This is a genomic window from Citrobacter sp. GW821-FHT02E08, from assembly GCF_059421685.1.
On record NZ_JBWKVL010000001.1, the window covers coordinates 41,619 to 56,835 of the forward strand.

At 53.4% G+C, this 15,217-nt stretch carries 15 protein-coding genes; 10 read left to right on the plus strand and 5 right to left on the minus strand.

The annotated features are described in order from the left end of the window. Positions 1 to 65: 65 nt before the first annotated feature. From degS to zapG, 3 genes are all read right to left on the minus strand, one after another. The gene (gene degS, locus AC07UY_RS00195) at positions 66 to 1,133 is read right to left on the minus strand and encodes an outer membrane-stress sensor serine endopeptidase DegS (RefSeq protein ID WP_192613658.1); all 1,068 of its coding nucleotides are present in this window, start codon (positions 1,131 to 1,133) and stop codon (positions 66 to 68) included. Between the two features lie 92 nt (positions 1,134 to 1,225). Beyond that, positions 1,226 to 2,593 carry a serine endoprotease DegQ gene (degQ, locus tag AC07UY_RS00200; RefSeq protein ID WP_203359809.1) on the minus strand — a complete coding sequence of 456 codons (1,368 nt, stop codon included), beginning with the start codon at positions 2,591 to 2,593 and terminating at the stop codon, positions 1,226 to 1,228. A 167-nt stretch (positions 2,594 to 2,760) separates the two neighbouring features. After that, positions 2,761 to 3,159: a Z-ring associated protein ZapG gene (gene zapG / locus AC07UY_RS00205; protein ID WP_203359810.1), complete on the minus strand. Its 399-nt coding sequence runs from the start codon at positions 3,157 to 3,159 to the stop codon at positions 2,761 to 2,763. Positions 3,160 to 3,351: 192 nt separating this feature from the next. Between zapG and zapE the strand changes: the two genes are divergently transcribed. From zapE to sspB, 5 genes are all read left to right on the plus strand, one after another. Further along, a complete protein-coding gene (gene zapE / locus AC07UY_RS00210; protein ID WP_494700555.1) occupies positions 3,352 to 4,479 on the plus strand; it encodes a cell division protein ZapE in 1,128 nt (375 codons plus the stop codon). A gap of 218 nt (positions 4,480 to 4,697) precedes the next feature. Then, complete coding sequence (gene rplM / locus AC07UY_RS00215; protein WP_024551131.1) at positions 4,698 to 5,126, plus strand: 50S ribosomal protein L13; 429 nt, start codon at positions 4,698 to 4,700, stop codon at positions 5,124 to 5,126. A gap of 15 nt (positions 5,127 to 5,141) precedes the next feature. Continuing rightward, a complete protein-coding gene (rpsI, locus tag AC07UY_RS00220; RefSeq protein ID WP_003860436.1) occupies positions 5,142 to 5,534 on the plus strand; it encodes a 30S ribosomal protein S9 in 393 nt (130 codons plus the stop codon). 316 nt (positions 5,535 to 5,850) lie between these two features. Then, positions 5,851 to 6,489, plus strand: a complete 639-nt coding sequence (gene sspA, locus AC07UY_RS00225; protein ID WP_203359812.1) for a stringent starvation protein SspA — start codon at positions 5,851 to 5,853, stop codon at positions 6,487 to 6,489. A gap of 5 nt (positions 6,490 to 6,494) precedes the next feature. Further along, entirely contained in the window at positions 6,495 to 6,998 is a 504-nt protein-coding gene (gene sspB / locus AC07UY_RS00230) for a ClpXP protease specificity-enhancing factor (RefSeq protein WP_494661510.1), read from the plus strand. A gap of 55 nt (positions 6,999 to 7,053) precedes the next feature. Here sspB and dcuC read toward each other — a convergent pair whose 3' ends face one another. Continuing rightward, positions 7,054 to 8,421 carry an anaerobic C4-dicarboxylate transporter DcuC gene (gene dcuC, locus AC07UY_RS00235; RefSeq protein ID WP_494700556.1) on the minus strand — a complete coding sequence of 456 codons (1,368 nt, stop codon included), beginning with the start codon at positions 8,419 to 8,421 and terminating at the stop codon, positions 7,054 to 7,056. A 386-nt stretch (positions 8,422 to 8,807) separates the two neighbouring features. On the opposite strand from dcuC, the gene nanR reads away from it, so the two are divergent. The 5 genes from nanR to nanQ all read left to right on the plus strand — a co-directional run bounded on the left by nanR (position 8,808) and on the right by nanQ (position 13,697). Continuing rightward, positions 8,808 to 9,599, plus strand: coding sequence for a transcriptional regulator NanR (nanR, locus tag AC07UY_RS00240; RefSeq protein WP_494700683.1), 792 nt, complete (start codon positions 8,808 to 8,810; stop codon positions 9,597 to 9,599). 134 nt (positions 9,600 to 9,733) lie between these two features. Beyond that, positions 9,734 to 10,627, plus strand: coding sequence for an N-acetylneuraminate lyase (nanA, locus tag AC07UY_RS00245; protein WP_494700557.1), 894 nt, complete (start codon positions 9,734 to 9,736; stop codon positions 10,625 to 10,627). 109 nt (positions 10,628 to 10,736) lie between these two features. Further along, positions 10,737 to 12,227: an MFS transporter gene (locus tag AC07UY_RS00250; protein WP_203359816.1), complete on the plus strand. Its 1,491-nt coding sequence runs from the start codon at positions 10,737 to 10,739 to the stop codon at positions 12,225 to 12,227. A gap of 130 nt (positions 12,228 to 12,357) precedes the next feature. Beyond that, on the plus strand, positions 12,358 to 13,236 hold the full coding sequence (gene nanK, locus AC07UY_RS00255; RefSeq protein ID WP_494700558.1) for an N-acetylmannosamine kinase: 879 nt from the start codon (positions 12,358 to 12,360) through the stop codon (positions 13,234 to 13,236). Then, on the plus strand, positions 13,230 to 13,697 hold the full coding sequence (nanQ, locus tag AC07UY_RS00260) for an N-acetylneuraminate anomerase (RefSeq protein ID WP_494700559.1): 468 nt from the start codon (positions 13,230 to 13,232) through the stop codon (positions 13,695 to 13,697). The genes nanK and nanQ overlap by 7 nt, the downstream gene beginning before the upstream one ends. Positions 13,698 to 13,792: 95 nt before the next feature. Here the strand turns inward: nanQ and gltD are convergent, their stop codons facing one another. Further along, positions 13,793 to 15,211, minus strand: coding sequence for a glutamate synthase subunit GltD (gene gltD, locus AC07UY_RS00265; RefSeq protein WP_203359819.1), 1,419 nt, complete (start codon positions 15,209 to 15,211; stop codon positions 13,793 to 13,795). Between the last annotated feature and the right edge of the window lie 6 nt (positions 15,212 to 15,217).

A 15,217-nucleotide genomic window follows, 5' to 3' on the forward strand; every position in this document is an offset into this window, starting at 1 on the left:
CATCAGTGAAAAAAAACCGGAGCATTGCGACTCCGGTTTTTTTTGTCTCTGGCTTCGGGAAATACTCAGTTGGTTGCCGGATATTCCTGAATGGTAACCTGCAGCGTCAACTGCTTGTCATCCCGCATGACGACCACAGAGATCACCGAGCCTGGGCGAATTTCAGCTACCTGGTCCATCGTTTCCAGCGCGGAAACGGCAGGCTTATTGTTCACCGAAATGATCAAGTCATTGACCTGAATGCCAGCCTGAGCCGCCGGGCCATCCGGTGAGACCTCATTGACGACGATTCCCTGAATTTGGTCTATTCCACCGCCCTGGGCATGCATTGGCGCGATTTCGCGGCCGCCAATACCGATGTAGCCACGGATCACACGACCATCACGGATAAGTTTATCCATAATTTTGGTCGCCAGCTGGAACGGAATGGCGAAACCAATGCCTTCCGGCGTTTCGCCGTCATTACTTTTATCAAAGGATAAGGTGTTAATACCCATCAACTCACCCAGCGAGTTGATAAGCGCACCACCGGAGTTACCGTGGTTGATGGAGGCGTCCGTTTGTAGAAAATTCTGGCGCCCGGAAGGGTTCAGACCAATACGACCGGTCGCGCTGATGATCCCCTGGGTGATGGTTTGTCCGAGATTATACGGGTTACCGATTGCCAGAACGACGTCGCCAATATGCGGCGTACGGCGCGAGTTTATCGGAATCGTCGGGAGTCCACCGGCGGCATTAATTTTTAACACGGCCAGATCGGTCAGCGTATCGGACCCCACCAGCAGCGCCTCAAACACGCGTCCATCTTGTAGGGCGACGATGATCTGATCGGCGTCGTTAATGACATGCTTGTTGGTGATGATATAACCGCGCTGATCCATGATCACACCGGAGCCCAGCGTGCGGATCTCAAGCTGATTATGCGCCGTACTGTTCATACTGCGGTTATAGACGTTAACGACGGCTGGTGCTGCACGGCGGACCGCCGAGTTGTAACTGACAGGCGTCTCATCGGTGCTGTCGAATTGCGGAGCCGTAAGGGTATTTATTTTGCGCAGCGACGGCATAGCGGCCAACAAAATGGCGCCGACAATTAAACCAATCGCGACTGAACGTAAGAGCTTCACAAACATGATGGAGGCGTCATTAAAAAAGGGAACGTCAGCAGCATACCATGAGTTTACCGGACATCACACGTGAGGCTGATGTCCGGTTCACGACGGACTTAACGTAAGAGCAAATAAATGCTCTCATTACCGCGAACGATTTGCAGAGCAATGATGGACGGTTTCGCCTCCAGCACCTTGCGCATCTCGGCGATAGAGTTCACGCGATCGCGGTTTACACTGACGATGACGTCATCTTTATGTAAACCCGCCTGAGCCGCAGGGCTGCTTTTTTCAACATTATCAATCTTGATGCCTTTGCTGCCGTCCTTCAATTGACCGTCGCTTAACGTAGCACCTTGCAGCGCCGGGGCGATCATCTCAGCACTGGCGGATGATGATGTGTTGGAGTCCAGGGTAACGTCGACCTCCAGTGGTTTACCGTCACGCAACAGACCCAGTTTCACGGTGGTGCCAGGCTCCGTTGTTGCAATACGCGAACGTAACTCTGCAAAACTGTTGAGTGGCTTGCCGTTAAGACTGGTGATGACATCGCCGGACTTCACGCCCGCTTTTGCGGAACCCGAGTTTGGCAGCACTTCACTGACAAATGCGCCGCGCTGTACGTCAAGTTTGAACGCTTTGGCGATATCGGCAGTCATTTCCGTGCCTTTGATACCCAGCAGACCCCGCTTGATTTCACCGAACTGGATCAACTGCTGCGCCAGCGTGCGCGCCATGTTGCTCGGGATAGCAAACCCAATTCCGATACTGCCGCCGCCAGGGGCAAGGATGGCGGTGTTAATACCGATCAGCTCGCCGTTCAGGTTGAGCAGAGCCCCACCAGAGTTACCGCGGTTAATGGACGCGTCAGTCTGAATGAAGTTTTCCAGCCCTTCCAGATTCAGCCCGCTACGCCCCAGCGCAGACACAATACCGGACGTCGCCGTTTGCCCCAGCCCAAACGGATTACCTACGGCGACGGCAAAGTCCCCTACGCGCAACTTGTCGGAGTCGGCGATGGCAATTTGCGTCAGATTACTGGCTTTCTGAATTTGCAGCAGAGCGATATCACTTTGATCGTCACTGCCGATCAGTTTGGCGTCGAATTCACGCCCGTCATTTAACTGGATGCTGATCTTCTGCGCCTGACTGATAACGTGATTATTGGTCAGGACATACCCTTTCGCGGCATCAATGATGACCCCAGACCCTAAACCTTCGAAAGGTTGTGACGGTTGGTCAGGTAACTCATCGCCAAAAAATTTTTTGAACTCTTCCGGGACTTTTTGCCCCTGGGCAGCCGTTCCTTCGACTCTGACGCTAACCACGGCAGGCAGTACCTTTTCCAGCATGGGGGCGAGGCTTGGCAGCGCTGCCTGGCCAGGAATTTGTGCTGGTATTGACGCGAGGGCCTGAAACGGCGCTGAGAGCGTTAAACCGATACTTAACGCTAATGCACTCAACAACTGGGTTTGTTTTTTCATGGATCCTGCTCTCGTACCTTGAGTGAAAGGAAAGACGATTCAAAACAGTTTGATGTTATTGAATTTTCGACATGGCAACAATGAGACTGCTGACTAAATAATAGCTGGGACAGGAGAGAAGAGAGGGCGCAATGACTGCGCCCAATAAAATTATTTACGTTGTGTGGTTAACCGCGTTTGGCACCCGCACGTAGCAGGCCGGACGCCCCTTCGGAATAGTCACGTGGCATCTGAACCGGTGCCTGATCGTTACCGGCTTCAGACTCCGCCAGGCGATTACGGAACGGGTTAGTTTCCGCAGTCAGTTCCGGCAGCAGGCTGCTGGAGCTTTTTGCCATGTGTTGATACAGCTGGCGATAATCATGCGCCATGGTATCCAGCAGCTCAGCGCTGCGGGCAAAGTGGCTGACCAGCTCTTCACGATACTCTTCCAGCTCAGCTTTGTTCTTTTCCAGTTCGTACTGCAATGCCTGCTGTTGACGTAATTTACGATTACCAAAACGCACGGCTACGGCACCAATAATGATACCGACGACTAACCCAATTAGCGCATATTCCCAGGTCATGAACATCTCCCGTTGTCTTTTGTTTCCGTAGGGTGTTGGCTTTAGGCTCCATGCCTGCGCCTGATTATGCCACTATAACCGCTAATCCCGTAGAAGTGGAATCCCGACTTTATATCGCGTAGTGTAGAACGGCCTTTTTTTCGTCAACCGTGAACGACGGCACATCGATTCTCAAGGAATAACAATAACATCATGCAAAGCTTTTCCCCGACATCGCGTTACCTCCATGCCCTCAACGAGGGAAGCCATCAGCCCGACGACGTACAAAAAGAAGCGGTTAACCGGCTGGAAACCATTTACCAGGAACTAACGAGCAGCGTGTCCCCTGAGCCACAGGCCAGCGGACTGATGGCCCGTTTTGGCAAATTGTTGGGAAAACGTGAGCCAGCAGCACGTTTACCGGTGCGCGGTCTGTATATGTGGGGCGGGGTGGGACGCGGGAAAACCTGGCTGATGGATCTGTTTTATCACAGTCTGCCGGGCGAACGTAAACAGCGACTGCATTTCCACCGTTTTATGCTGCGCGTACATGAAGAACTGACCGCCCTACAGGGGAAAAGCGACCCGCTGGAGATCGTTGCCGACCGTTTTAAAGCAGAGACGGATGTGCTCTGTTTCGATGAGTTTTTTGTTTCGGATATCACCGATGCGATGTTGCTTGGTGGATTAATGAAGGCGCTGTTTGCTCGCGGTATCACGCTGGTGGCGACATCCAACATTCCGCCGGACGACTTGTACCGTAACGGTCTGCAACGTGCGCGTTTTCTCCCGGCCATAGATGCGATAAAACAGCACTGTGACATCATGAATGTGGACGCCGGGGTCGATTATCGCCTGCGTACGCTGACTCAGGCGCATTTATGGCTCGCCCCGCTCAACGATGACACGCAACGGCAGATGGATTCGCTCTGGCTGGCGCTTGCGGAGACAAAGCGTGAGCATGCGCCGACGCTGGAAGTTAACCATCGTCCGCTCGCAACGCTGGGAGTCGAAAACCAAACGCTGGCAGTCTCGTTCTCCACGCTGTGCGTGGATGCCCGTAGCCAGCATGACTACATTGCGTTGTCGCGTCTTTTTCATACGGTGCTGTTATTTGATGTTCCCGTGATGACGCCGTTGATGGAGAGTGAAGCGCGTCGCTTTATTGCGCTGGTGGATGAGTTTTATGAGCGCCACGTCAAACTGGTGGTTAGCGCCGCCGTACCTTTATATGAAATCTATCGGGGCGAGCGCCTGAAGTTCGAATTTCAGCGCTGTCTGTCGCGTTTACAGGAGATGCAGAGCGAGGAGTACCTCAAGCGGGAACACCTGGCCGGTTAAACCTGTCGCAAATCACATAAAGGGGTCGACCTTTGACCCCGACTTCTCTATAATCTTGCGACCCCACGTTACAAGAGAGTTTTTTTCCCGAAACTTTCTCTGCGCCGGCATAGGCTATTCGAAGGGGTAGGTTTGCTGGACAATGTCGTGTGAACCTCAACTGACTAAACGTTTGGGTGTTCACCAACGTGTAACTTATTTATTTGGGTAAGCTTTTAATGAAAACTTTTACAGCTAAACCAGAAACCGTAAAACGCGACTGGTATGTTGTTGACGCGACCGGTAAAACTCTGGGCCGTCTGGCTACTGAACTGGCTCGTCGCCTGCGCGGTAAGCACAAAGCGGAATACACTCCGCACGTAGATACCGGTGATTACATCATTGTTCTGAACGCTGACAAAGTTGCTGTAACCGGCAACAAGCGTACTGACAAAGTGTACTATCACCACACTGGCCACATCGGCGGTATCAAACAAGCGACCTTTGAAGAGATGATTGCCCGCCGTCCTGAGCGTGTGATTGAAATCGCGGTTAAAGGCATGCTGCCAAAAGGCCCGCTGGGTCGTGCTATGTACCGTAAACTGAAAGTTTACGCGGGCAACGAGCACAACCATGCGGCACAGCAACCGCAAGTTCTTGACATCTAATCGGGATTATAGGCAATGGCTGAAAATCAATACTACGGCACTGGTCGCCGCAAAAGTTCCGCAGCTCGCGTTTTCATCAAACCGGGCAGTGGTAAAATCGTAATCAACCAACGTTCTCTGGAACAGTACTTCGGTCGTGAAACTGCCCGCATGGTAGTTCGTCAGCCGCTGGAACTGGTCGACATGGTTGAGAAACTGGATCTGTACATCACCGTTAAAGGTGGTGGTATCTCTGGTCAGGCTGGTGCGATCCGTCACGGTATCACCCGCGCTCTGATGGAGTACGACGAGTCCCTGCGTTCTGAACTGCGTAAAGCTGGCTTCGTTACTCGTGACGCTCGTCAGGTTGAACGTAAGAAAGTCGGTCTGCGTAAAGCACGTCGTCGTCCGCAGTTCTCCAAACGTTAATTGGTTTCTGCTTCGGCAGAGCACAGTTGGCGAAAAACCCGCTTCGGCGGGTTTTTTTATCGATATATCACCGTCAAACGCACCGCTATCCTCCGATTAGCGCCCTCTTTTTCCCCATTTCCAGAATCGACTCACCACAAAGGTCACAAAATCTGGTAAACTATCATCCAATTTTCTGCCCAAATATCGAGGATTGTTCATTTTTTGTTTGATTTTTGAACAGCGAATGACTTTTCCGACGATGGGAAACATAACTTCTGACTGGTCACCTGGTGGCTGGTAGCAGTAAAAATTCTGAATATACCTGGAGGTTTTCATGGCTGTCGCTGCCAACAAACGTTCGGTAATGACGCTGTTTTCTGGTCCTACTGACATCTATAGCCATCAGGTCCGCATTGTGCTGGCTGAAAAAGGTGTTAGTTTCGAGATCGAGCACGTGGAAAAGGACAATCCACCTCAGGATCTGATTGACCTCAACCCGAATCAGAGCGTACCGACACTGGTGGATCGTGAGCTGACCCTATGGGAATCTCGCATCATTATGGAATATCTTGATGAGCGTTTCCCTCATCCGCCGCTGATGCCGGTTTACCCGGTTGCTCGCGGTGAAAGCCGCCTGTACATGCACCGTATAGAAAAAGACTGGTATACGCTGATGAACGTCATCGTAAACGGGTCTGCTTCTGAAGCTGACGTTGCACGCAAACAACTGCGTGAAGAGCTGCAGGCGATTGCGCCTGTATTTGGTCAGAAACCGTATTTCCTGAGCGATGAATTCAGCCTGGTCGATTGCTACCTGGCGCCGTTGCTGTGGCGTTTGCCGCAGTTGGGCATTGAGTTCAGCGGCGCGGGTGCGAAAGAGCTGAAAGGGTACATGACTCGCGTATTTGAGCGTGACTCTTTCCTGGCGTCGCTGACCGAACCTGAGCGTGAAATGCGCCTCGGCCGGGGTTAATCTGTATGGATTTGTCACAGCTATCCCCACGCCGTCCATACCTGCTGCGTGCATTTTATGAATGGCTGCTGGATAACCAGCTAACGCCGCACCTGGTGGTGGATGTGACGCTTCCTGGCGTGCATGTCCCCATGGAATATGCGCGTGACGGGCAAATAGTCCTGAACATTGCGCCTCGTGCGGTGGGGAACCTGGAGCTGGCGAATGACGAAGTGCGTTTCAATGCGCGCTTTGGCGGCGTACCTCGCCAGGTTTCAGTTCCGCTGGCTGCCGTGCTGGCGATTTATGCACGTGAGAATGGCGCGGGTACGATGTTCGAACCTGAAGCCGCTTACGATGAAAACGTCACCAGTATCAATGATGATGACGAAACCGCGGGTGTAGAGGGCGAGACGGTCATGTCTGTTATCGATGGTGATAAGCCGGATCATGATGATGACAACCGTCCCGATGACGATCCGCCGCCACCGCCACGTGGTGGTCGACCGGCGCTCCGCGTCGTAAAATAAATCGTCTATAAAATCAAACAGGCCCCCAGGGGCCTGTTTTGTATTCTACTGTCCGCTAATAAAAAAATATGATAGTGGCAATCATATTCACCACGAATCCTACCGCCATTGGGATCGCCGTACGCTTAACGACCTCAAAGGGAGAGACGCCCGCAATGCCTGACGTTACAACAATGACGGCGGTGATCGGCGAAACCGCGCGAGCCAGCGTTGTCGCAAAATGCATCGGCATGATCATAACGACGGCGGGAATGTGAAGTCCTGTGGCGATATCCGGGATTAGACTCGCAAAAGACATAAATGGAGCGTTGCCGGAACCCATCACAATTGCGCAGGCCGCAATGACGATCGCCATGATGATCATGACGCCAATACCGCCGAGGCCGGAATGCTCAGCGCCTTTAATCACTGCATCTACAGTACCGATAGTGGTTAAGCCTTTGGCAAAAATTTCACCCGCGACCACCAGTGTGACAACATTCGCAAACTGGGTGCCCATACCATCAAAGAACGCCTGGACGTCATCCATCGTCTCCCGAAGATTGTGCGTACGAATGAATTCCACAAATATGGTGATGGTCATGCTCATCAGCATCACTACCACCAAATTGAGCTCTGACTGCATGTAGCCGGTATGTGCCAGGAGGAGTGAGCCAAGCATCAGGATGAGCGGCATTACGGGTAAAAGCGCGTAATAAAGCGGTGGGACATCCTCAAGAGCGCGTTGCTCCACGGGGTGGCCGCTCTCTGTCGTCGCCTTTTGGTCAAATCGGCGTTGAACGAAAAAATGGGCGATAGCAACAGCAACAATGACGCAGGTGGCGACAGGAAGCTGGTACTGAAAGAAATAGGTCGCGATTTTCATTCCGGCGACCTGTGCTGCGAAAATAGAGTTAGTTTCGAGGATCCCCCACTCAATCGACATTGATGTTGCGATGACCGCCACCGCAGAAAGACGGCTCACTCCCAGGCTGACCAACGTCGGATAGAGCGTGACCATCAATAGCATTCCCAGCCCCGACGCGCTGGTAATGAATTGTGCCATGATCTGTCCGATCACATAGGTTGCGGCGAGAACAATATAGGGTGATTTGATAAGCTTCAGTGGCCGGCTCAGCAGACTCACCATTGCCCGACTGGCTCCCATCCGGTCCATATAACGGGCATATCCCCCCACAGCCATGATGGACAACCCTAACCCGGCGGCCCTGGTTGAGAGCATGCGCAGGATCTCATTATAAATATCAACCAACAGATAGCCGCTGCTTTTGGCCGGATCCAGAAGCGATCCCAGACCCAACCAGACGCCACATAGCATCAGGAAGATCCCCGCAGCAGCCAATACTATCTGGGGTTTATAGTTTTTGAGGATCAGATAGCCCATCGTAATTAAAACGATCACAGAAATTATTATGCCGAACATTTTCTCACTCCATGCCAGAAAGAAGATGAATCAGGTGATGATGGTGTGCTGGAGCGGATGTTATATTTTTCTTTACGGTTTTTATGGCATGGATATCTTGTTTTTAAATTGAATATTTAATTATTTTGTTTAAAAACATATTGTTATGATTATTTTTCAAGAGCATATTCTTAAATTTCACTAACTTGGTCAGAGGACTCGTATCGTTAAAAAAGAGAGAATAAATAAAGAGAAAATAGAGGGATAAATAGCGCACTGAATAATTCATGTATAATGAGAGAACGCGGGAATCATTTGTTTTCTAAATGAGAAAGTCGGAGCATTTCACCCCGCTTTCGATCCTGTGTTAGGATAACTTTTGTTGTTGTTGGTCATAATTCATCAGACTGGACGCTATGAACGCATTTGATTCGCAAGCAGAAGATTCTCCATCAACCATCGGTAACAGTTTGCGCCGCCGCCCGCTGGCACGTAAAAAACTCTCTGAAATGGTTGAAGAAGAGCTGGAGCAGATGATCCGCCGCCGTGAATTTGGCGAAGGGGAGCCGTTGCCATCCGAGCGCGAACTGATGGCATTCTTTAACGTCGGACGCCCGTCGGTACGTGAAGCGCTGGCCGCGCTCAAGCGCAAAGGTCTTGTACAAATCAACAACGGTGAACGCGCGCGCGTCTCACGCCCCTCAGCGGACACCATCATCAGCGAACTTTCCGGCATGGCGAAAGATTTTCTCTCGCACCCTGGTGGCATTGCGCATTTTGAACAACTACGCCTTTTCTTTGAATCGAGCCTGGTGCGTTACGCCGCTGAGCACGCCACGGACGAACAGATCGCCCTGTTGAGCAAAGCCCTGGAGATCAACAGTCAGTCGCTGGATGACAATAGCCAGTTCATTCGCTCCGATGTCGATTTTCACCGTGTGCTGGCAGAGATCCCCGGCAACCCGATCTTTATGGCGATCCATGTCGCGCTACTCGACTGGCTGATCGCCGCGCGCCCGAAAGTGGCCGATGAAGCGTTGTATGAACATAACAGCGTGAGTTATCAACAGCATATTGCTATTGTCGATGCGATCCGCGCCCGCGATCCTGACGAAGCAGACCGCGCACTGCAATGCCACCTCAACAGCGTGTCTGCCACCTGGCACGCCTTCGGTAAAGCCAAAAAATCCCGCAAATAATCCCCGTATTGCGATCGGTTTAGTGAAGTCGATCGCACAATAAGCTTTCTGTATTACGCTGTCGTAAAAGTGTTCTGGTATAACAGGTATAAAGGTACATAGTTAATCAGTTTAAACACCACTACGAGGTATTTATGGCAAGCAATTTACGTGGCGTGATGCCCGCACTCCTGACCCCTTTCGACGCGCAGCAGAAAGTTGATAAGGACAGCCTGCGCCGCCTGGTGCGATTCAACATTGAGCAGGGAATTGATGGGGTGTATGTCGGAGGTTCCACCGGGGAAGCCTTTGTGCAAAGCCTTGCCGAACGCGAAGAAGTGCTTGAAATCGTGGCCGAAGAGGGCAAAGGCAAAATTACCCTGATTGCTCATGTGGGTTGCGTCAGCACGGCGGAAAGCCAGCAACTGGCAGCAGCGGCCAGCCGTTACGGTTTTGATGCTGTTTCTGCGGTTACGCCGTTCTACTACCCGTTCAGCTTTGAAGAACATTGCGATCACTACCGTGCGATTATCGATTCTGCTGATGGATTGCCAATGGTGGTCTACAACATTCCGGCACTGAGCGGTGTCAAACTGACGCTGGATCAAATCAATACGCTGGTCACGCTGCCAGGCGTTGGCGCGCTGAAACAGACCTCGGGCGATCTCTATCAGATGGAGCAGATCCGTCGTGCGCATCCGGATCTGGTGCTCTACAACGGCTACGACGAAATCTTCGCTTCCGGTCTGTTGGCGGGCGCGGATGGCGGGATCGGCAGTACCTACAACATTATGGGCTGGCGCTACATGGGGATCGTGCAGGCCCTGAAAGAAGGGAATATCGCTAAAGCACAGCAGTTGCAGCGCGAATGTAACAAGGTGATCGACCTGCTGATCAAAGTGGGCGTGTTCCGTGGCCTGAAAACCGTACTGCACTACATGGACGTTGTTTCTGTACCGCTGTGCCGCAAACCGTTTGCGCCTGTGGATGAAAAATATCTGCCAGAACTGCAAGCCCTCGCAGAGCAGTTAATGGCGGAGCAGCACTAGCCCAATGCCGGATGGCGCTTTGCTTATCCGGCCTACCAAACACGACACGTAGGCCGGATAAGGCAATGCCGTTATCCGGCACAACAATGAAAATCGTCGGGAGAGTAAAATGAGTACTAATACCCAGAGCATCCCGTGGTATCGCCATCTCAACCGGGCACAGTGGCGGGCATTTTCCGCCGCCTGGTTAGGGTATGTGCTTGATGGATTTGATTTTGTATTAATTGCGCTTGTATTGACAGATGTACAAAGTGAGTTTGGGTTGACGACGGTTCAGGCGGCAAGTCTGATCTCGGCAGCCTTTATTTCCCGTTGGTTCGGCGGGCTGATGCTTGGCGCCATGGGGGACCGTTATGGTCGCCGTCTGGCAATGGTCAGTAGCATTATCCTTTTTTCCGTCGGTACGCTGGCCTGCGGCTTTGCACCTGGTTACACCACCATGTTTATCGCGCGTCTGGTCATTGGTATGGGCATGGCAGGCGAATATGGTTCAAGCGCAACCTACGTTATTGAAAGCTGGCCTAAGCAGTTGCGTAACAAAGCCAGCGGATTTTTGATCTCCGGCTTCTCTATTGGCGCGGTTATCGCAGCCCAGGTCTACAGTCTGGTCGTACCCATCTGGGGCTGGCGCGTCCTCTTTTTTATTGGCATCGTACCGATCGTCTTTGCGCTCTGGCTGCGAAAAAATATTCCGGAAGCGGAAGACTGGAAAGAAAAACACGAAGGGCAAGCGCCGGTACGTACCATGGTCGATATTCTCTACCGGGGTGAGCATCGGGTCATTAATATCCTGATGACCATCGTGGCGGCGACCGCTCTGTGGTTCTGCTTCGCAGGTAATCTGCACAATGCCGCCATTGTGGCGGGATTAGGTCTGCTGTGTGCCGTCATCTTCATCAGCTTTATGGTGCAGAGTAGCGGTAAACGCTGGCCAACCGGCGTCACGCTCATGCTGGTGGTGCTGTTTGCGTTCCTTTACTCCTGGCCTATCCAGGCATTGCTCCCAACCTATCTCAAAACCGAGCTGTCCTATGATCCGCACACGGTAGCGAACATTCTGTTCTTTAGCGGCTTCGGCGCGGCGGTAGGCTGCTGCGTGGGCGGTTTCCTCGGCGACTGGCTGGGCACCCGCAAAGCCTACGTTTGTAGCCTGCTGGCCTCACAGTTGCTCATTATTCCGGTTTTTGCCATTGGCGGTGGAAACGTATGGGTATTGGGTCTGCTGCTGTTCTTCCAGCAGATGTTGGGCCAGGGGATCTCAGGGATCCTGCCGAAATTGATCGGCGGATATTTTGATACCGACCAGCGTGCGGCAGGTCTGGGCTTTACCTATAACGTGGGTGCTCTTGGTGGCGCGCTGGCGCCGATCCTTGGTGCATTGATTGCGCAACGCCTGGATCTGGGCACCGCGCTGGGATCGCTCTCCTTTAGCCTGACGTTTGTGGTGATCCTGCTGATTGGCCTCGATATGCCGACCCGTGTTCAGCGCTGGCTGCGTCCAGAAGCGTTACGTACGCATGACGCTATCGACGGCAAACCATTCAGCGGTGTCGTACCGTTGGGCGGTGACAAAAGCGCCTTAGTCAACACGAAAAATTGATCCGCTTGCCCGGTCGCGTACCGGGCAATCTTTGTAGGGGAAGAAGCATGTTGTTACCTGAACTACAGGGTAAAAGAAGTACAGCCATCACTCGACCGGGATCCCGTTGTCAGTGGCATCAGGAGGCGCAATGACGACATTGGCGATAGATATCGGTGGCACCAAACTGGCTGCTGCGCTGGTGGGTGACGATCTGCAGATCCGCGAACGCTGCGAACGTCCCACTCCTGCCAGCAAAACACCGGATGCGCTGCGCGAAGCCTTAAAAATGCTGATTGAGCCGCTGCAAAGTCAGGCGAAACGGGTGGCGATTGCCTCGACCGGCATTATTCATCAGGGCGTCTTGCAGTCGATTAATCCGCAAAATCTGGGCGGGCTGATGCACTTCCCGTTGGTGCACACCTTAGAGGAACTGACCGGATTATCGGCGCTGGCGGTGAATGATGCTCAGGCGGCGGCCTGGGCGGAATATCATGCCATTGCGAAAGAGGTCAGCGACATGGTGTTTATCACCGTTTCAACCGGCGTCGGGGGAGGCATCGTCAGCGGCGGTCAATTATTGACCGGAGCGGGAGGACTTGCCGGACATCTGGGGCATACGCTGGCGGATCCGCAGGGGCCGGTGTGTGGCTGCGGACGCGTGGGGTGTGTGGAAGCGATCGCCTCCGGACGCGGCATTGCGGCGGCGGCTCAGGGTGAACTTGCTGGATGTGATGCAAAAACGATTTTTGCCCGGGCGGCTGAAGGGCATGAACAGGCAATACGGTTGGTCCAGCATTCCGCTCAGGTGCTGGCGCGGTTAATTGCCGATGTGAAAGCCACCACCGATTGCCAGCGGGTAGTCATTGGCGGCAGTGTAGGTCTGGCGCCAGAGTATCTGACGCATGTTCGTCACTTTCTGGCGCAGGAGCAGCCGGTGTACCACGTGGCGTTGAGTGCGGCGCATTATCGGCATGACGCCGGGTTATTAGGGGCTGCGTTGATAGCTCAGGGAGAAAAATCATGGTAACAGGTGATATTCAATCGCTGGCGTCAGCCGGATTACATCCGGTACTGGAAGAGGCGCTAACGCTGGCGTTAGCGGCCCGACCACAGGAAACAGCACCAGGGCGCTATGAACTGCGCGGTGACGATATCTTTATGAATGTGATGCAGTTTGCCACACAGCCTCCGCAGGAGAAGAAGGCAGAGCTGCATGAAAAGTACATCGATATCCAGCTGCTGCTGGCGGGTGAGGAACGCATTCTGTTCGGCATCACCGGTTCTGCGCGTCAGTGTGAGGAGATGCACGTTGAGGAGGATTATCAGCTGTGTACTCACATCGACAATGAACACGCGTTGGTGTTGAAGCCGGGCATGTTCGCGGTATTTATGCCGGGAGAACCGCATAAGCCGGGCTGCGTTGTTGATGTTCCAGGGGACATTAAGAAGGTGGTCGTGAAGGTGCGCGCGAGTTTATTCAACGCATAAAAAAGCCGGATGGCGGCTTTCGCCTTATCCGGCCTACGGTTTTGCGTACGTTGTAGGCCGGATAAGGCGGTTACGCCGCCCTCCGGCACTGATACTTACACTTCCAGCCAGTTCATGATCCCGTCAGCGGCTTTACGGCCTTCGGCAATCGCCGTGACCACCAGATCCGAACCGCGAACGATATCGCCGCCCGCGAAGATTTTCGGGTTGCTGGTCTGGAAGGCGTTGTCGCTGCCTTCCGGCGCGATAATCCGCCCCTGAGAATCCAGCTCAACGCTGTGTTGCGCCAGCCATTCCATGCTGTGCGGACGGAAACCAAACGCCATCACCACCGCATCTGCCGGAACAACGTGCTCGGAACCGGCAACGATCTCCGCGCGACGACGCCCTTTCGCATCCGGGGCACCCATCTCAGTGCGCGCCATTTTCACGCCGCACACCTTACCGTTCGCGTTTATCTCCACGCCCAGCGGCTGCACGTTGAACTGGAACTCGACACCTTCTTCACGCGCGTTTTTCACTTCGCGTCTGGAGCCTGGCATGTTCTCTTCGTCACGACGATAGGCACAGGTGACGTGCGTCGCGCCCTGGCGAATCGAAGTGCGTACGCAGTCCATGGCGGTATCGCCACCGCCCAGCACCACGACGCGTTTGCCTTCCATGCTGACAAACGGTTCATCCGTGGTTTCGCCAAAGCCCATCATCTGCTTGGTATTGGCGATCAGGAACGGCAGGGCGTCGAATACGCCATCGGCATCTTCGTTTTCCAGACCACCGCGCATTGACTGGTACGTCCCAACGCCGAGGAAGACGGCATCGTACTCTTTCAGCAGGGCGTCGAGCTGTACGTCACGACCCACTTCAACGTTGAGTTTGAACTCAATGCCCATGCCGGTGAAAATTTCACGACGGCGGGTCATCACCTCTTTTTCCAGCTTGAACGCGGGAATACCAAAAGTCAGCAGGCCGCCGATCTCCGGATGCCTGTCAAACACCACCGCCTTTACACCGTTGCGGGTCAGCACATCGGCACAGGCCAGTCCAGCCGGACCGGCACCAATAATCGCCACGCGCTTGTCGGTCTGGCGTACGCCGGTCATATCCGGACGCCAGCCCATCTCGAAGGCTTTGTCGTTGATATAGCGTTCGATATTGCCGATGGTCACCGCGCCAAACTCATCGTTCAGCGTACAGGAACCTTCGCACAGTCGGTCCTGCGGGCAGACGCGACCGCACACTTCCGGCAGGGTGTTGGTCTGGTGAGACAACTCCGCCGCTTCAAAGATACGCCCTTCGTTCGCCAGCTTCAGCCAGTTCGGGATGTAGTTATGAACCGGACATTTCCACTCGCAGTACGGGTTGCCGCAGGAAAGACAGCGATCCGCCTGCGCTTTCGCCTGACCTTCGGAAAACGGCTCGTAGATTTCTACAAACTCGATTTTGCGGATCTTCAGCGGTTTTTTCGGCGGATCAACGCGCTGCAGGTCGATAAATTGGTATACGTTCTGACTCATCTTAAC